Raw genomic sequence first — 19061 nt, forward strand, 5'->3', positions numbered from 1 at the left:
TATATTAGCCGCCAAATTGGCGGCCTTCTTATGGCGCTAAAGCACCCGTTAGTTCATTAAGAAAAGCGAATCTTATTCAAGAATCGCGTCCGTTAATTAAACAAGTTACACGCTTGTAAATCTTTATTACACTTACTCAATACATAATTCTGAGATATCCTTCCAGCAATAAGCAATATCCTCTACTATGGTTCCTCCAAACGTACTGGTCCTATGAATGTATTCTTTTCCTCCCATACGTTCATAAAATCCAAGTCCAGAATTATTCTGTTTCATTACCCAAACCATCATAGAATAAATACCTTTTTCTTTAAAATGTTTAGCAATAGCTGAAATAAGCTGCCTACCAACACCAAATCCTCTACATTCCTGTAAGAGATAAAGCGAATATAGTTCTCCATCGTAATTCTTCTCATCTATACTTTTACCGGATGCAAAACCTATAATTTTCCCTGTTTCATTAATTGCAACATATATAAAAGGTTCATTTTCGTTATATAAAAAATCATTCCATCTTTTTTCAGCATCTTCATACGATAATTCGTCCAGATAATCGTCAGGTACTAGATCACGATAAGTAGTCCTCCAACTATCAACATAAACTCTTGATATGCCTTTTATATCTTCTTTCCTTGCTTTTCTAATTTCCAAGTTAAGTACCTCCAATGCAAAACAGTAAAATAATAAAATGTATTATAACATTCTTTCTTCAACCCTCAGTTAGCTCAATAAGTGTTATTCCATAAAATGAACCAATTGTTGAACAAATCAATATGCACTCTTGAACTATCCTGCCCCGATAGTTCTATAAGAATAGGCTGCCATTATCAATACAGCTGCTGATAATATCGTTAAAGACTATGAGGAAAACATTCAGTTTGCAAAAACAAATGAAAGTTATTGGAAAGGAACAGCGTTAGGGACTCGAATCAATCTTGGGAATATTAAATTATCTAAAGAAAATGAACAATATCGAGTGGAAATTCCAGTAGAATTTCATAATAAACAAAAAAGATACAATGGATTTAATGACAGTGAACCAATAGTAGAAACATTTGAGGAATATTGGTTAGCTTTAACTTATAATGAAAAATTCAAAGGCTGGATTATAGTTGATGTAAAAGATTACTATGCATTGAATAAAGAATTTATCGAAGGAAATGACGTGGTGAAAAGTGAATTTTAATAATAAAAAAGCCTACGATCCTTGCTATTCAAGGAAGTTGGGCGGTTGTTAAACATTCGACTTCCGAAATATTTGTTGAAATCAAGCATCAGTAAAAGTGTACAGTGCGTTATACTGATGCTGTAAAGTTACAATAAACTTATTTAATTCTGAGGCCTTAAACACGCTATTTGGACGCTCTCTATAACAAAGGCGCCTGATTGTGGAGATCATTTATGCTGTCTAATTGAATAAAAGCATACAACGAACGAGTGCAAAATATCCTATTTTAATAAATCATTGACCTTGATTCTCCAAACCATATGATCATACCCTTCATCCCAATAATCCTTTAACAAATAATCAGGATCTCCAAATTTCTTTTTCCAGATTTTTTGTGCACGAATATATCCACTATCTAAACAAAATTCTTCTATGCCCCTATGCTGCAAAGTATGATACATTGTCTTCAATAGTAAATTACCTACCCCATTCCTCTGGTAGTCAGGATGAACAAATACTGTACCTACCTCAATTAGCTTATTTAAAGCATTTTTTGTACAATTGCATATCAGCTCGCTTGATGGACCGTATTCGATTGAACCAATAATTTTATCATCATCTAAAGCAATCAAGAAATATCGTTTTTCCCCATTGCTTTCAAGATCACTTTCTAAGTATTTTTTCTTAGCTTCGATTTCATCTTCTATATCATCCAACTTCTCTCCGATACCTTCTTTAGTAAACGTGTCTGTAATCACTACCCTAAAAAAATGATTTAACTCTTTAATGTTCTCAGTTCTTGGCCTTCCAATCTCAACATTAAGCACTCCGAACCCCCTCCCTCTCAGCTCTTAAATTCTATAAAGTTTTCAATAATCCTTTTTGAAGTATCTGCTTCTTTAGTTTAAGTGAAAACCTACAAAATTTTCATATCATATTTCTGTAGCTTTGAACAAAGTTTTATCAAATTAATACAAGAAACCTATATATGAATAAATAGAAAGGGCATGTTTTGAAAAAAGATTAATCAAAACATGCCCTTATACTATTTAATTTGATTATTCTTTTATAAAAAAGATTGATCATTTTTGTGTTCCTTAATGAACTAACGCACCGTTAGTTCATTAAGGAATGATTCAATACTCAACTATATTTAGCCATTGACCATCAGGTTTATCATTTATCTCAAATAAATTGACACCAAGCTCTTTTAATACTGCCGTTTCTCTAGCAGTACCACATGCGAATGCAAGTACAAAGAAACTCTTCTTTCTTTTTATTGCGATGTCCCCTGTAACATTTTAAAAAGTCGGCTCATCTATTTATGAACATTTTCATATTTGGGATTAAGAATACTGGCAAATCCTACTGAACCTCATTACATAACCGACCGATATTCTCGACTTCAACAACGACCTCATCCCCTGACTTGATCGGGCAGCTGCCAGATGGTGAACCCGTGGCCAAAATGTCACCTGGCTCAAGTGTCATTACCTGCGAAAGCCAGCTGATTAGATACGGAATGCTTAAAGACATTTCATTGGTATTCCCGTCCTGGACAACGCGGCCATTTAAAGTGGTCACAATCCGTAAATTTGTAGGATCTACCCCGGTAACGATGCACGGCCCCAAAGGTCCGAACGTATCAAATCCTTTGCCCCGCGTAAACTGTGGATCTTTTTTTGTAAGATCTCTTGCTGTGACGTCATTAAATATTGTGCAACCAAACACATAATCAAGCGCATCTTCTTCTTTAATGTTTTTTCCGCGCTTTCCAATCACCAAGGCTACTTCCCCTTCAAGTTCTACTTGGTTGGATAGATCGTTTGGAGGAAGGATAATTTTCTCCTTGTCTGGAATAAGCGCAGATAATGGCTTTAAAAATAGAAATGGTTCTACAAGGTTTGCCTCTCCCCCTGTTTCCTTCGCATGACCTGCATAGGTCCAGCCGAAATTAACCACTTTAGAAGGTTTTACAGGTTCCAAAATTTTAACGTCACTATATTTCAGCTCTACCCCGTCATACTTTATTTCCTTGTTGACAAGTTCAGCAAAACTGCTAGACAGTTGTAATATCATCTCATCCTCAACAATACCGTAATGTATTTTGCCCTGTTGATTCTGATAGCGAACTATTTTTTGTGTTTTTTGTAGCACATTCATGATGAATAAACTCCTTTGATAAGTAAGGTATACTACCTCAGATAATATAAAATTCGGGTCTCCACATAATCGCAAACGAAGACTTCCAACTTCATTATAACCGAAAAGCCCAATGAAAATGAAGTTAGTGGTAATATCGAAGGCGCTCTAGACATAATAGTAGGGAAATGGAAGCCTGTAAGTAACACCTCAATGACATTTGGAACATAATTAAACGCTTCTTCGGGAGACATTCCTTTAGTAATTGATTCGAACGAATTACAGGATAATCTCCTACTTCGTAAGTTTTAGGAATTAATATTTTAATGCTTTAACTACTTCTTTTTTATCCCTTATTGATATTTCTACTAACTCATTTAACTCTGGGCATTCTTTGAGTGCATACACTCCAACTGAATCTAAAGTAAATAGAGATATAATCAAAATCAGTACAATAAGTTTTTTTATATAAAAACACACATCTTTTCTAATCTTTCCTAATTAGAAAAAAGTTATCAATCCTTCTTCAACTATTCTGCCCCGATAGAGGCATAAAGAAAAAGCTGCCTTAAAGACAGCTCTGATCTTCAGCTAACGCACCCGTTCATTAAGACTTATTGTAGAATGGACACAAACTGCGAAATTATGAAATCTAATTTAATCTGCAACATATTTAGTTAGCTCATTCAATTCTTTGTCATTAATATACCGATGTTTGTATGAAATCACACTATATTTAGTATATTTTTTTCCTGGTATACGAATAGTCATTTGAATTAACTTAAAAGGCGGGTTGATGGGTCCCTCATATCCAATTACATGTAATGACACTTCATATGTATCATTTTGAATATCTCTTGAAATTTTTTCAATTCTATTAAATGTGAATAATTGACTATCACCGTGTTTTTCCATAACTTCAAGAATGGTTCCACCAAGATATCTTAGAAAAGCTAATTCCATAATGGAAGGTGGCTTGTTTTGAGGAATTGTTTCAATTGTGTTTTTTGCTTCAGTAGCACTACTAGACGAAATGAAAAAGATAAGAAAGAGTATGGCTATTTTTTTCATTATTAAGTCTCCTTGTAGATTATTATCTTATTTTTTACAAGAAGTTAGGTTTTATCCATAAAATTCTTTATTGCACAGTTCAAATACACTACTGTTGGCTTAAAATAAAGTTCGATTAAAAAGTTGCTGAAAACATTCATTTCATCATAAAAAGAATCCCCTACGTTTTGAACAAAGATTGATCAAAATGTAAGGGATTTAGCTCTCGAAAATGTTATAAAAAAGATTAATAATTTTGGTAAGCGAATAAGTTATAATAACCACCATTTCTTTATAAACTCACAAATTCACTTTCCATATTATTTTGTTCGAAACGAATGGTAGTAGGTCGCCATTAATGTCATTAACATTGGAATAGTAATGACAAGTGATAATAAAAAAAGTTTTGAAAATATTGTACTTAATAATCCTGAACTTACTGAAAAAACTATATAGCTTACAATGAGCATAGCCATACTGATGGCAACTGCTAATATAACTGGTTTTCTAAGGTTTTTTATCTTTTCCTGTTTTGTTTCCTTATCTGTATAAATTGGCTTTGTATCAGGTCTCGCTTTAAATAGGTGCATATTATAACTTGAACAAATATACTCCCACCCTGCCAATTCAAACATTTCAATATATTCTTCTAGTTCATTTTCTGCTAATTCTCTTACATCAAGACTAAAAATAACATCTTCAGCAACACCCTTTTCTAATTCATATCCCATTTTTTTAAAGCGTTTCACAATCCATCCTTTTGCAGCATACTTTCTTAGCATTTTTAAATCTTTTTTTTCTGAAAAAGCAATCCCGTTTGAAACTATAAATTTTGTTTCCCCCACTTTAGTTCTCCCCTTTTAATCCATTTTCAGCGAAATCAAGCATCGTTTTACGTCTCAAAATATCTTGTTCCAACACATATCTACCTTTATTTGTCAATTTATATACTTTTCTACGTGAATCTGAATCATCAAATAGCTCAATATAGGATTCGGTTATTAACTTTTTAATAATTGTGTATAGCGATGCAGGTCCAATTACTACTTGCCCATTCGTTAATTCTTCAATCAAACTCATCACCGCATAGCCATGTCTTGGTTTTGTAAATCCTGCCATAATATAAAATACAGAATCGGTTAACTGTTCTAATGATTTCATTTTCACCCTACCTTTTTATATCACTTTATGATACATCTAAAAACAATATATCATAAAGCGATATAGTTAACAATAAATATATGGAATAAATATTCAATTTTATTCCATATTTAAAGGAAGTTCTTATCAAATCATAAAAAAATAATCAATCTTTTTTAGAAACAATCAAACTTTATTATAAATCTACAACTACGCTTATCGTAACCTGCCCCGATAGTTCCATAAAAAAAAGAGCTGCCAAAGCAACTCTCTTATTGAAGTAAAGCACCTGTCAATATGGACTATTCTTAGGAGACATTAAATACGCTTTACCTTTGACGTAACATGTGTCAGATATACCAAAAAACTGTATAAGATATTCGTATTTTCTTTGTGGGGATAGCTCTTGGAAAAGGCAAAATATTAGGAAATGAGGGGGCCTTTCAGACAATTTGTCAGGTAGCGATTGATCCACCATTTACGAAAAGTATTTGTCCTGATATGTAAGAAGAATCATCAGAAGGCAGGAGCCAATAAACAAAGAGCTGCTAAAAAAGCAACTCAATCAGGTAAAAACATTATTACTGAAACTACTTATCTCTCTTACCTTAAAAAATTACTGTCCATCCTCTCTCAATTCCCTCTCTTATCTAACCCATCATTCAAAATTTTCACTTGGTAGCGGAAATAGAGATAGAAAATAATCCAGATGATCGCATAGAATGGTAGGAAAATACCAATTCCTGTTACTAACCCTTTTAAACTAAATGGAATCCATCCAACAAAGAAAGAAAGAAGAAAGTATAGTATACTAACAGTCAAAAAATGTAGAATAGTCTGAGATAATAAACTCCATTTCTCTATTTCAAATAATATAGTTGCTGTGCTGAAAAACCAGCCACATAATAGGCAGCCTATCGCATTTTTCACGAAAATCCCACTGTCTAATGAGGTCACATCACCAAAACCTATTACTCCAAAACACGTCAATACCATCACGAGTGCTCCAAAACAAATCCCTACAAAACTACGAAACAAAAGTGTTTTCATCATAATCCCTTCCTTCTCCATTGAAATGCTTTCTTAATTCCTTGAACATAGTGTCGAGAAACATATTCTTTTTCCCCTGACTTAAAATAAACGCATAAAGTTCCATTGAAAGATGCCTCAAATCTGCTTAACTCATTTAGATTTGCGATCACCGATTTGGATAATCGAACGAACTGATTACCTGGAAGGTCCTTTTCCAGTTCATATAATCTTTCTTTCATTTCAAAAGTCCCTTGTTTCGTCCGCACCATTATGGAATCTTGCTCTGTAAACAAACAGATTATTTCTTCTGCCCTGAAAACATGCTGCATATCTTCTTTCCTGCCAACAAAATATGGTCGTTTTCTCTCCTTCAAGCGCTCCATTAATTCTTGCACTTCCTCATTCCATTCATGATTTCGGATAAGTACCTCTATCGCTTGGACCTCCTCATCTATCTCTACCTGTATTTTCATCTTTGCGACCTCCCTTTGCTTATATTTTAAGTATATTGATAAACTGAAATTTCGCTTGTGATTTCCAGCCACATGTAACTAAATAGCTCTAACTTGCAAAAAATGCGCTGTCAGTTACATCGGTATTTTGGTACAAAAAGCGCAACCGCCTTGGAATCACCCACTTGGATGGACTTTCTCCATCAAGCTAAGGTGAATATGTATGTTAAAACATTCTGCCCTGCACTGTCTTTCATTTTTTGATTTTGAAGATACTTGCTAGGTGCACTAAATAACCGTCCAAATGCTTGGACGGTCACATACTCTTTTTCTTATAAAGCTTTTATTAGGCCTTACTTCTTCTCAACTGAAGGATCCGTTGTATTGATGACTTATGACTCATCATGCTAGGGATTATTCTTTGCTTGTAAAAGTGCTTGGCATCACCACTGCTACAACTTCTCCACGAGCACAAAGTGTTTCATTTGCAAATACTTCTGTATCAATTTTCCACTTCTTAGGATGAATCTCTTGTATCCTCCCAACCGCTATTAATGGAACATCATTTGGAGTTGGCCTTACAAATTCCACTTTTAATGAAGCTGTTACAAACCGAGGAGGCTCTATTCCATCCCCAACTTCATGCCCATTTTTTCGATGCAATGCCAATGCAGCCGAACCTGTTCCATGACAATCAATTAACGATGCAATTAAGCCGCCATAAACGAAGCCTGGAATTGCAATATGTTCTGAGCGTGGTGTATAAATTGTCCTAGTTTGTTCTCCTTGCCAACCCGTTCGAAAATGATGACCATCTTTATTTAACCGACCACATCCATAACACCATGCAAATGCATCTGGATAATCATCTTGAATCGCTTTTAGCACTTTCTCCTCCATCATTTCTCCCCCTACATTTTTCAGAATATTATAATATCAAGGATACTGTAGAAGCTTCACTAATTCAATATTGTGATGATCGCTCTTAATTTAGTAATACAAGTTTTGAGAATTAATTGGCATTTGCTGTTGTATTCACCAATAGAATTTCTGCTAGAATGGTTTCCACATTTTTTCACGTTCAATAGATCTTGGAGTATAATCAAAAGTGTTAATATATGTAAAAGTTGGGAGCGGTAAGAAATGCAATCTAATATTTTGCTAGTGGAAGATGATTTATCGATTCAAGAAATGGTAGAAAGCTATTTAACAAAATAAAAGGTGCGATTATCGCAAACATAATCATGACACCTATACTGTGTTTCGTTATGTATTTAGAACAGCAGGAAAGAGATTCAATGATTACAATGTATCAAGAAGCCTTTGTAATGATCGGCGCAATGGTGAGAGCTACATTTATTGTGTTTGCCGTAGTATTGATTGCGAAAATAGTCATTGAGGAATATAAAAACAAAACCATTTTGATTATGTTCTCATATCCCATTAATCGAAAGAAAATGATTGCTAGCAAACTGTTATTTATAGCTGCGCTGACATTTATCACCATGTTGGTGACTAATATCATTGTTGCGGGATCATTTACTATCATAAATAGCTATTTTCCCATTGTTCCATTTTCAATAACTGCAAATCAGTATTTTGGAGAGGCCTTAAAAATGATTCCATTTTCCATTGCCACAGCAGGAATCAGCTTAATTCCATTGTATTTTGGGATGCGTAAACATTCTGTTCCGGCCACAATAAGTTCATCCCTTATAGTAGTGATGATTGCTTGTGCTTCTAATCCAGCATTCTCAATGGTGACTTTCATTCCTCTTCAATTAGCGCTCGCGGCAGTCGGAGTAACAATTGCTTACTCGGCGATTCGAAATATTGAGAAAGAGGATGCGATTTAACTTGAAGAACGGGCAAGCAAAGAGGGTATGTCAACACTAAATTGAACGACTTTTATAAGTACTATCGCTGAAATTCCACTGGTGTCAAATAATCAAGTGTTCCATGAATGTCAATGTTGTTAAACCAATATACAATTATCTAGTTCAAGAACCAGCTGTTCAAACGAAGCGACATGTGCCCCGTTTGCGAATTCATTTCTAAACACGTTGTACATCGCTTCGGCCACGGTGTTATCATACGGACATACTTTTGCACACTAAGTGATAGTTGATTTCCAAATGTCTCTAGTGCATCTGAAATCAACTTATTATCTTTGTCACGATCTATAAAACAGTTGAATATGATGTAAAATCCTTTTTATACTGAAATAAAGTTTGATTAACTTAACGTCATCTTAAAATGGACAACATACATAAAAAGTTTCAAGATGGTCAATTATCATAATCATTTCCCCTGCTCCTTTTCTCGATATAAATGACAAAAGCCCCTGTACGCTAGGTAGCGTTCAGGGGCTTTTAGTTCACCTCACTTACTTTATAGAAGTAGCCCAATACACCTGCAGTTCGTGAATTTATCCAGTATATTTCAGCTGAATTACCTTTTTAATCATGAAAAAAACGAATGAATCGCATGAGTTATATGTATTTTACGAATAAAAAAAACTGCGTTATAGTTATTTCTGTCAAATACAAATGATTTTTTAGGAGGAAAATAACATGGAAAAAACTCGTTACCAACAAGGTGTAGATATTATAAAGGAGTATACTTTAACAGATAACAAGGAAATTGGAACACACATGAATATTGTAGACGAATTTAAAGAACTTGCACCTGATTTAGAGAGTTATATTGTCGAATTTGCTTTTGGAGATATTTATTCACGAGAGGGCTTAACTAATCATCAACGTACGATTGCCACAATCTCTTCTCTTGTAACTCTAGGTACGGAGCCGCAATTGGAATTGCATATCAACACAGGACTTACAATTGGATTAACTCCAAATGAAATTGTTGGAACTGTCATGCACTTGATTCCCTATACAGGCTTCCCGCGTGTCTTGAATGCTCTAAAGGTGGTAAAAAAAGTTTTTGCTCAAAGAAATGTAAAAATTAAGGATTTAGAAATGCAGCCAAATTAATAAAACCGCTAACACGCCTTAAACGACCACATGCTAAAGCAGGTGGATTTGGACATATATGTCGACGACTAAAGTCATCCCAAAGTCCTTAAGCATAATAAATTTTTTCGACATATTCAGTCTTCAATCCTGAATATGCCGTTCTTTTCTTCAGTGACTTGATTAGCTATATGATTTCTAATTGTTTCTTCTGTCATCGTTCCTACTGTGGCTCAGAAATAGCCTCTTACCCATAAATGTTGTCCCCCAATACTTCTTTTTCAGCTCAGGGAATTGATCCTGCAGAATTCTTGAGGATCTTCCTTTTAGGTACTGCATGATTTTACTGGGTGCTAAACTTGACGAACAAGATAATAATAAGTGTATATGATCCTTACCTACACCTACCAAATATGGATGTAACGAATAAAGAAGAAATAGATCAAGTCTTACCTTCGTCAACGGATGTACCTTCCATATGCAAGGTACCTGTAAAAAGGGAAGCAAACAAAAAGCAGCCCCGAAAACACAATTTTCATCGTGTATTTAGGGCTACTTGACGTTTACATTGGAAAGGAGTCTTGAGTCTGATTTTGACTTTAATCTCTCAGGGGACAACATAGCTTTCTGAAATAACAGCAACAAGGAAGCCGTTATTCTTTCACAATTTAATGATTTTCTATTTTGAGTCTTTCCATTGCATTGTCTACTTAATCAGCTTCAAAAAAACCTTCCCCTTCTTAAAAGTTAAGCCTTTTTCTTAAATCCCAATATTTAAATGTTATCTTACCCATTTTCGACTTCGAAAGTGAATCGTATTTACGTCCAAGTGCTAGGTTTTGTTTTTCTAGCTTAGTAATTTGTTTAAGTTGAACCGCGTTCAGTTTTTTTAATTTCTTTACTTCTTTAACAAATTCTTTGTTTTTCACTCTCACATCATTGTTTTTATTTTCTACAATTATCCGTTCTTTTTTTGAAATTTCCATGTCTTTTGGTTTTAATTTTGGAGTGCTATTGGTTTCAAATCCTATAGTTTTTAGATATGGCAAATTATTTTGAAAGTTTTCCTCAAAGCCGCTATAACTTTTATGAATTTGAAGGAAGGTAAAACATCCTGCTTTTTCCGCTTGAATGATTTGACCAAACCCAGACAGCTTAACAAGTTTTTCTACTTTTTTTAATTCTTCTGGAATGCTTTTGAAAATATAGGTGAAAACTTCTTCAACATTTATATCTGCAGGCAATTTTTTTACCTGATGGGATGGTACATGCTTATTTAGTTCATCAAAGTCATCTTTATCAATATAATATGCATTTCCACTTTTATATAAATAATCAGTAATACGTCTACTCCATAATAGCCCTTGCAGTTTTTTTAATGCTTCCGAAAACAAAAACTGCCTGCTAACTTGATACATTCGTTTGGCTGCAAACTCATAAATATCCTTATTACATAAAGCTAATTTGACTGTGTCACGGAAATCCTTCTCTGTAACAGCATATAACGGGTAATCTTCCCCAAAAAGCTTTAAATGCATTTTGGTTGGATTCATTATTACAGCCTTCCTTAAAATTCCGTATTCCAATAACTTCGTAGACAGTTCCAGACTGCTGTCCATTTCCTCACTTCTCCAGGTTATCCCAATGTCACTGTTCACTATTAATTGTTGAGCATTCTCCCTCGTCACTGCCCCGTACCATGTAAGCCCTTCTGTATGTTCCAGGAGATATGTTGCTTCTTCCTTAAACTGAGAATCGCCTTTAACCCATTTGAATTTATCCCCTGCTATATCAAGTGAAAGATTCGGAATCTCACGCTTTAATTCTTTAAAAGCAGTAATGATAGGAATCGTCTTCCAATCAGGGTCAAATTTCCCGGTATATACAAGTTTGTGTTTTAACCGATCTTCCCCTCCTGCTGATTCAACGTTTGGTATCATCGGGGTAAGCAGGGAAACTTTGTTTTTTTCTTTATTCAAATTAAGAATCTCAATTACAAATTCGCACATCTCTTCTGTTTGACATAAGAAATAAGCACATTGATTGTATATATTTTTGATGCTCTCAAATTTTTCTTCATTAACATCCTGACCTATGTGAGTTAAGCCTGTAGCATAAACCAATGTATTCTTTATGATATGCTTATGCCTTGCTATTTTTTCAACAGTCTCAATGCTTCTTACAAATAGCCAATCATATTCCTTTTGACTCCAATAATGAGAAATGAGCATTTCAGCAATATCAAAATTAATGACACCTTTTTTTACCCATTCTTCATCGGTGGCATTAAAAAAAGGATCAACAAAAGGATTAAGAATCGTTATATTGTCAAATTTCTCAAGTGGCTGAATTAATATATCGCGTTTGACTGGGCTAGCTAAAAGTAAATCTACCTCGATGTTAGAATCTAACGCAATAGTCGAAGCTAGGGAAGATAAAAATACTGCAGATCCATCCATTGAATTCATGTCAATAAAGCCAAATAGAAGTACCTTCATTTTTCTGTTACGCACTAATTCATGTGAACTCAAAGTTTTCACTCCAATGACTGAAATGTGATATGAATTTCTATTTTTTTATTTGTTCTTTCATAGATGATTTGAGTGCAAGGTATTTCAACGTGAATTTCCCTATATATGTAACGTTGAATTTGTGTTCTAATAACTTAAGTCTACGTATCTCTTTGTTTAGCTTAATGTTTTCTTGTTGGGCTAACTTACTTTTTTCTAATTCTTCTCGCAACCTATTATTTTCTTTTGTAACGTTCTCAATAATGTTTTGTTTTTCAGTGCTATCGTTCTCTATGAGCTCTAATGTCATGGACATCATGTCTTTCATTTGTAATTCTAGTTCCTCATACATAGTTTTCCAATATTCGTTTCGTTCGTCCATATTGAAAAAACTCCCCTCCATTAACCTTGGATAATCTCTAATTCTCTTTTAATAACAACATCTACGGCGCATTTATCTCGAATAGACTGCGATGCTTGTTTTGACACTCTTAAGAATACGTCCGAATTGTAATATAAGCGTTCTATTGCATCCGCAATTTCGATAGGAGACTCAGGTTTTGTAAGAAGGCCAGAAACGTCGTGTTTAACGAATTCGGGGATTGCCGTGATATCTGTTGAAATCGGCACTAGCCCACTAGACATGGCCTCACACATTGAAACCCCTTGAGAGTCCAAACGGGTTGGACAAAGAAAAATTCCATACTCCTTATGCAATGCAGCGATTTGCTCTTGAGATATAAAGCCTTTATGAATAGTTACATTCTCAAAATTACGGATTGGCTCAACTGTTTGATCGAACAACTTTCCATCACCATAAAAAGCAAATTCTAATTTATTGAAATATGGTCTCTTTGAAAGCTCTAGCACTGCTTTCACCGATAAATCATTGGCATATTTCCGAGAAGCGTACGGCCTGATTGAAAGGACTTTTGTCCGCATATCTACTGGCTTTTCTATAAAAGTAAACAGATTGTCATCTATTACATTGGGAATGATTACTGAATTTTTCGATTCTGCTCTCGCGTCACATTCCGCTATATGTTCTTTGAACCATTTGGAAATATGAACAAAAGTTGTATCCAATTCATTCGTTTGATAAAACCAATTCATAAAAGAAAGCTGTGCTACATAATAGTCGTCCGCCATTTCAAGAATCTTCCGTAAGCTTTCAGGGCTTTCAAGAAAATTAAACCATCTTCTATGCCAAGCCTCCGTTTCAAAACCATGTATCCACGTAATAATTGGTAAATCTGTGCTTGTTTCTTTTATCGCTTGTACCATTTTTGAATTAACAAAATGAATGAGCGCTTTTTTATGTACTTTATGATTTAAGAACATGCGTAGATGCTGTTCAGTTCCTCGATAAACAGGCACATCTTCATACGAATACTTTTCTGCTTTTTTATAGGCAGGATGTAAAACAAAGACATCGACCTTCAAACCCTCTGCCAAATAAGCCTTGACTCTTCGGTGGATAAACCCATTACGATATAATTGCTTTTCGTGTGGATAAGCATTCGTAATGATTACATATCTATCTTTATCGTTAAATGTAAGTTCATTTAGATTTATAGATTGCTCCATTTTTGTTCACTCCTACTTTTCAGTCATCTTCAATCAGCCTGCTTACTCATCTGTAAATGAAAGATTTTTAGAAGACCCTTATCCCAAGTCAATTCTACTTTTAAAACTGTGAATCGATTATAACAAACATGTATTACTGAATATTGACATCAATACGAGAAGTATGTAAATAAAAGTAAAGTTTTCATGAATTTTTATATATTTTAGTAAAGGGAATAGGAATTCTAGAACATATTTTTAAAATTATTACAGAGATAGGGTGATTACCAGTATTCACATGAAGAGTTGATGACAATGTTAACTAGCAAAAATAAAGAGAGAACGATTCATTTACCAGAATCGTCCTCTTACATTGAAACTATTGTATTTTTTGTGTACTGGAAAATTAAGGCGAAATATCAAAACTGTTAAGTGAAATAGTCAAACGATGATGAAGATCCTTTAATACTATGGTACAGTGAGCATCCTTTTCTCCTGATTATAATCAGATGACTCCCATTACCTTTTTGCCGTTTGGTACTGATCGATTAATCGACTTAATCGTCGCAATTGAAGGCTATATTCTACGATGGAAGAAGCAATAATCATTGTGCGTAATTTCTGTTCTTTATTTTGACTGTATATTTCGAGAGCACGCTCGAAAAATATTTGGCTTTTTTCCGCCATATCATTTTCAATATGATAATCTTCCCCTTTTATTTTCCCTTCGTATTTTAGCAACAAGTATTCATGACCTTTGATTAACTCTTCAAGATGATGGTCGAAGAGATGGTTTTCCTCCTCATTCGTCTTACTCTGGAAATAATGTTCATCAATGTTTTCTACTACTTGTTCTGCCTGCTTGAGGGTCTTCAGCATTTGTTTAAATACTACGATTTCCCTAACATCCAGCTGGTTTAGTTTTACAAGGTTCCCTCTTTCTTCATCAAAAATCTTATATTGTTCTTCTAGTTTTGGAATGTCTTTAATTAATTTTGCATAGTGTTCTTGAAAAGATTTTGCCTTCATTTCCTTGGAAAATGCCGTACGTAATAATAAAGAAAGATTGTTAAAAATCAATTGAACTTTATCAAGGTAATTTCGTTTATATTTTGGTGGGAAGATGGCAATATTTACGATCATTGCACACACAATGCCAACTAAAATGATTAAACAACGATTTAATATAAAGTGTAGACTTTCATTACCTGGAGCACTCATGATGGCTAATACCGTAACGAGTGTAAGCGGTATTGTGCTTTCCATTTTCAATTTCAAACATAGCGAAATTACCAATATCATGACAAGTCCAATCATAATTGGACTATCCCCCAAGAAATGAATAGAAAAAAGCGCAGTCAGTGCACCAATTACATTGGTAATGATTTGGTCAAACAAATGCCTCCATGTACGATAAATAGAAGGCTGTATCGTGAAAACAGCTGCCACCCCTGCAAACACTGCAGGCTGCAAATTTAAGATCGAGCAAATTAACAATGCCAATGTAACAGCAATTCCTGTTTTAAGGACACGCGGGCCTAGAGTCATGGATTTGTATCTCCCATTCTGTAATCTTTATTAATAATCAACATAACAAATAAATAGGATCTCACAAAATTCACCACCAACAATTGCCTGTTTATGTATTACTAACTTTATAGCAACTGTAAGGGAAAAACCTGTCATTGTAAGATTAACTATGTAATATGGATTACAGTATCATAAAAACAAATGAACTTTAACTTTTATTTCTTAGATCTTCACAATAAAAATTCTGAAAGGAAAAATATAATAAAAAATGGCACAAAAACATGACAAGCCCTTTGTCGACTAATAGGTGTGAGTGAAATCATAAACAGTCTAGAAAAGTTTGAACTACCCACCACTTATCGACCTTACGGTCTGATTGAAGTGGGGGATTCCTAAGAACATTAGCCTATCGGCCAATTTTTAATTAGGCTACTCCCGTAGTTCCTACGGTTAGAAGCCTTATGGCTTCATTCATTAGATTGAGTCCTGCGTTAATATCTCGATCGTGGTGAGTAGAACAAAAAGGACAATCCCATTCACGAAGATTCAGATGTTTAACGTCTTTATTTTGGTAACCGCAGCTAGAACACAATTGGCTAGAAGCAAACGTTTTAGAAACGGTCACGATTTGTTTACCATACCATTTTGCTTTGTATTCCAACATTTTTTTGAATTGGTACCAAGATACTTCACTAATAGCTTTAGCTAGTTTGTGATTTTTCATCATATTCGACACTTGCAAGTCTTCCATTCCAATAACATCGTGGTTTTTGATGATTTCGGTAGAAACTTTATGTAAGTAATCCATTCGGGCATTTGAAATTTTTTCGTGTAGGATAGCCACTTTTCGTTTTTGTTTTTGATAGTTTTTAGCTTCAGCCAATGGTTTATTTTGATTCAAGGCTATTTCTTGTCGCCTTGAAAGAATCCGTTGTGCTTTGGTCAATTTCTTTTCAACCGTCCGGAAGAATTTTGGATTTTGATAGACCGTACCATCTGAAAGAATAGCAAAGTTCTTCAAACCAACATCTACACCGCACGAACGATTCGTTTTAGGAAGTACTTGTACATGGGTTTCGGCTAAAACGGAAATGAAATATTTACCCGAAGGGTTCCGCCTGATTGTGGCATTGATGATTCGCCCTTCGACTTCGCGGCTTTTAGCAAAACGAACTAGACCGAGTTTTGGCAATTTGATTTTGTTTCCAACAATTCCAATATTCCCATTCGTATGTTTAGTCGTATAGGACTGGATAGGATTCTTTTTCGATTTGAAGCGTGGTGACTTGTTTTGCTTTTTATAATATCGGCTATAGGAATCTGCTAAATTTTCCACCGATTTCTGTAAGGCAATACTGTCTACTTCTTTCAGGAAAGAATACTCTTTCTTTAAAGCTGGAAGTTCTTTGATTGTTGCGTATTTATTCAGAAAAGAACCTTTCCTTTCATTAGAGGGTAATTGGCCGTTCTGCTTCATTTCTTCACAAATATACCAGTAGGCATCTTTCTCCTTTTGTTTGCCTAAAAAGAAGTTAAAGACAAAACGGGAACAGCCGATCGTTTTATTGATTAGAACTAGTTGTTCTTTAGTTGGATAGATTCGAAATTTATAAGCTTTGTTTACGACCATTGGTTTCACCCCCTTATAGTTATTATTAACAACCGAACGTATGTTTGTCAAAAGATTACTTTGGCTTATGCCAAACCGCCATTCATCTCCCCCTTATCGTTGGGCTCTCGCCCTTCACATGCTTGAAGAGGGAGTCTTCCGGCGGGAAATGATAAAAAAGGTTAACCAGTAAGAACTGGCTAACCTTTGATTTGAACGTAAAAATTTTTTCATTTGTTTCAACATTATTCAGCCGATGTTAATTCACTTTCTGTTACCCATTTATGGTTTTTAACTTCTTCTCCACCATTAGTCGGAGTGAAATCAACCATATACACAGTCGTTTCTTCAGCAAAATCAATTTCAGCGGTTGCACCATCCATCCCCTCCATATGGGATGCATCTACTGTAACTTCTGCTCCAGGTTCTAACGTTTTCTCGCCAGCATCTTTAAGCTCTTCTTGAATAACCCATTTATGATTTTCCACTTTGTCTCCACCATTTGAAGGAGTATACGAAATAGCATAAGCTGTAGTATCATAGGCACCAACAATTGTTGCTTTCGCACCCTTCATACTTTCCATGTGATCTGATTCTATAATCGCTTGACTTCCGAATTCATAGGTTGGACTTTCAGCTACTTTTAAACCTTTAGGAACATCACCTGAACTAGAATGGTTCATGTCCATATTACTATGATCCTTGTCTTCCTTATTTTCTTTACTTTCATCATTAGTGTTGGAGCATGCACCCAATACTAAGAAAAGGGCTGCACATAATGATAAAATGATGGGCATTTTTATTCTTTTTTTCAGCATGTAATAAATCCTCCTTTAACATTTGAATACATCGTACCAATTAAATATGCAGAAATTGTGGAGTACGCTCAGGACAAAAAAATAGTGCCTTTCATACTGTTTTTTCATTTAGTGGGTTTATTCCGGTTTATCTCCTGACCTATAAACAAATAAAAAGACGACTTTTCCTACTCTAGGTGGAAAAATCGTCTTTTATTGTTATCCTAACCTGCTACAATTGAAGACTTAATTGGATAATTTCTTCTACTCATTACATAAAGAACTTACCTTTACTCAGCCTTCTGTTATATCTTCCCCTAAATGCTTTTTACTCAATCTTCAGGCAATGTGATTTTCATGTCATGAAGTAAGGGTAAATCCCCCCCTTTTTTACAATAAAGAAACTATTCGGAGGCTTTTGATTCTTCAATTTTCTTTATTATATGTGTAAGGTTCATAGAAGAATGTTCTTCAAAATCTCTACCAATAGACCTAAATAATCCTCTTGCTATACACCTTAAAATACTTTCGGCATGCTCGTCCACCATAAAAGACTTTTCAGGAAGACTTGATTCCACGTGAGCACCACCACTCTTTTGAGCAGACTCCTTAATAAAATCTAAGATTGTAATTTCCTGGAGAATGCCCCCTAAACTACTTTTATAGATTACTTGATTTCGCCAAATATTTAAATCAATCCTCGGCTTAGTGTAATCGAAAAGTTCTTCGGGTATTTCTGTATTGCCTTCTTTGCTTATTTCAATGAAATCTTTAACGGGATACAATTTCGGGTTAGGATTGATTTTCTTTATTAAGGAGTTATCAATGGTGACTTTTTCCCTCTTTATTCGTGTATATTTGTTCTCACATAGAATTAGTCTTAACTGCCCGGCAATAACATTATTAAATTCTTTTAAGTCGAAGAGTTCAACAAGCATTACGCTATATTCCAGAATTGTAATAGCCTCATCGAATTTCCGTTTAGTACCAGCGTTTGATCTAGTAAAAACTAATCGATTTTTCTTCTCCATTTTGAATCCCTCCCTTTTCACCTATTCAATTAAAACTATAACAAATGATAAAAAAAAAC

The 19061-nt window shown here is 34.6% G+C and carries 20 protein-coding genes; 3 read left to right on the forward strand and 17 right to left on the reverse strand.

The annotated features are described in order from the left end of the window. Positions 1-132: 132 nt before the first annotated feature. Positions 133-651, reverse strand: a complete 519-nt coding sequence (locus tag JFV29_RS09185; RefSeq protein ID WP_201182715.1) for a GNAT family N-acetyltransferase — start codon at positions 649-651, stop codon at positions 133-135. A gap of 175 nt (positions 652-826) precedes the next feature. Here JFV29_RS09185 and JFV29_RS31640 point away from each other — a divergent pair, with 175 nt between their 5' ends. Then, a complete protein-coding gene (locus tag JFV29_RS31640) occupies positions 827-1186 on the forward strand; it encodes a hypothetical protein (protein WP_446728240.1) in 360 nt (119 codons plus the stop codon). A 263-nt stretch (positions 1187-1449) separates the two neighbouring features. On the opposite strand, the gene JFV29_RS09195 is transcribed toward JFV29_RS31640, so the two are convergent. The 8 genes from JFV29_RS09195 to JFV29_RS09230 form a co-directional block, all read right to left on the reverse strand. After that, a complete protein-coding gene (locus JFV29_RS09195) occupies positions 1450-1995 on the reverse strand; it encodes a GNAT family N-acetyltransferase (RefSeq protein ID WP_201182719.1) in 546 nt (181 codons plus the stop codon). 538 nt (positions 1996-2533) lie between these two features. Continuing rightward, positions 2534-3331, reverse strand: a complete 798-nt coding sequence (locus tag JFV29_RS09200) for a fumarylacetoacetate hydrolase family protein (protein WP_053344548.1) — start codon at positions 3329-3331, stop codon at positions 2534-2536. A gap of 636 nt (positions 3332-3967) precedes the next feature. Then, the gene (locus tag JFV29_RS09205; protein ID WP_201182721.1) at positions 3968-4381 is read right to left on the reverse strand and encodes a hypothetical protein; all 414 of its coding nucleotides are present in this window, start codon (positions 4379-4381) and stop codon (positions 3968-3970) included. A gap of 299 nt (positions 4382-4680) precedes the next feature. Beyond that, complete coding sequence (locus JFV29_RS09210) at positions 4681-5205, reverse strand: DUF2812 domain-containing protein (protein WP_201182723.1); 525 nt, start codon at positions 5203-5205, stop codon at positions 4681-4683. Position 5206: 1 nt separating this feature from the next. Next, positions 5207-5521: a PadR family transcriptional regulator gene (locus JFV29_RS09215; RefSeq protein ID WP_201182725.1), complete on the reverse strand. Its 315-nt coding sequence runs from the start codon at positions 5519-5521 to the stop codon at positions 5207-5209. A gap of 612 nt (positions 5522-6133) precedes the next feature. Next, complete coding sequence (locus tag JFV29_RS09220) at positions 6134-6553, reverse strand: DUF3021 domain-containing protein (protein WP_236694850.1); 420 nt, start codon at positions 6551-6553, stop codon at positions 6134-6136. After that, positions 6550-7005 carry a LytTR family DNA-binding domain-containing protein gene (locus JFV29_RS09225; protein ID WP_098176513.1) on the reverse strand — a complete coding sequence of 152 codons (456 nt, stop codon included), beginning with the start codon at positions 7003-7005 and terminating at the stop codon, positions 6550-6552. The genes JFV29_RS09220 and JFV29_RS09225 overlap by 4 nt, the downstream gene beginning before the upstream one ends. A 393-nt stretch (positions 7006-7398) precedes the next feature. Continuing rightward, positions 7399-7884: a PaaI family thioesterase gene (locus JFV29_RS09230; RefSeq protein WP_201182727.1), complete on the reverse strand. Its 486-nt coding sequence runs from the start codon at positions 7882-7884 to the stop codon at positions 7399-7401. 344 nt (positions 7885-8228) lie between these two features. Between JFV29_RS09230 and JFV29_RS09235 the strand changes: the two genes are divergently transcribed. Next, positions 8229-8840: an ABC transporter permease gene (locus JFV29_RS09235; RefSeq protein WP_242486807.1), complete on the forward strand. Its 612-nt coding sequence runs from the start codon at positions 8229-8231 to the stop codon at positions 8838-8840. Between the two features lie 717 nt (positions 8841-9557). After that, the gene (locus tag JFV29_RS09240; protein ID WP_056529005.1) at positions 9558-9980 is read left to right on the forward strand and encodes a carboxymuconolactone decarboxylase family protein; all 423 of its coding nucleotides are present in this window, start codon (positions 9558-9560) and stop codon (positions 9978-9980) included. 177 nt (positions 9981-10157) lie between these two features. Here the strand turns inward: JFV29_RS09240 and JFV29_RS31645 are convergent, their stop codons facing one another. From JFV29_RS31645 to JFV29_RS09280, 8 genes are all read right to left on the reverse strand, one after another. Beyond that, a complete protein-coding gene (locus JFV29_RS31645) occupies positions 10158-10466 on the reverse strand; it encodes a transposase (RefSeq protein ID WP_446728213.1) in 309 nt (102 codons plus the stop codon). A 233-nt stretch (positions 10467-10699) separates the two neighbouring features. Beyond that, on the reverse strand, positions 10700-12490 hold the full coding sequence (locus JFV29_RS09250; protein ID WP_201182731.1) for a hypothetical protein: 1791 nt from the start codon (positions 12488-12490) through the stop codon (positions 10700-10702). Positions 12491-12527: 37 nt separating this feature from the next. Then, on the reverse strand, positions 12528-12851 hold the full coding sequence (locus JFV29_RS09255; RefSeq protein WP_201182733.1) for a hypothetical protein: 324 nt from the start codon (positions 12849-12851) through the stop codon (positions 12528-12530). A 20-nt stretch (positions 12852-12871) separates the two neighbouring features. Next, positions 12872-14056: a glycosyltransferase family 4 protein gene (locus JFV29_RS09260; RefSeq protein WP_057217183.1), complete on the reverse strand. Its 1185-nt coding sequence runs from the start codon at positions 14054-14056 to the stop codon at positions 12872-12874. Between the two features lie 498 nt (positions 14057-14554). Next, positions 14555-15583, reverse strand: a complete 1029-nt coding sequence (locus tag JFV29_RS09265; protein WP_056528993.1) for an FUSC family protein — start codon at positions 15581-15583, stop codon at positions 14555-14557. Between the two features lie 406 nt (positions 15584-15989). Continuing rightward, on the reverse strand, positions 15990-17195 hold the full coding sequence (tnpB, locus tag JFV29_RS09270; protein WP_201182735.1) for an IS200/IS605 family element RNA-guided endonuclease TnpB: 1206 nt from the start codon (positions 17193-17195) through the stop codon (positions 15990-15992). A gap of 224 nt (positions 17196-17419) precedes the next feature. Further along, entirely contained in the window at positions 17420-17992 is a 573-nt protein-coding gene (locus tag JFV29_RS09275) for a YdhK family protein (RefSeq protein ID WP_201182737.1), read from the reverse strand. Positions 17993-18375: 383 nt separating this feature from the next. Further along, positions 18376-19002 carry a hypothetical protein gene (locus tag JFV29_RS09280; RefSeq protein WP_201182739.1) on the reverse strand — a complete coding sequence of 209 codons (627 nt, stop codon included), beginning with the start codon at positions 19000-19002 and terminating at the stop codon, positions 18376-18378. Positions 19003-19061 lie beyond the last annotated feature (59 nt).

The organism is Peribacillus sp. TH16, from assembly GCF_016651095.1.
GTDB classification, from domain to species: domain Bacteria; phylum Bacillota; class Bacilli; order Bacillales; family DSM-1321; genus Peribacillus; species Peribacillus butanolivorans.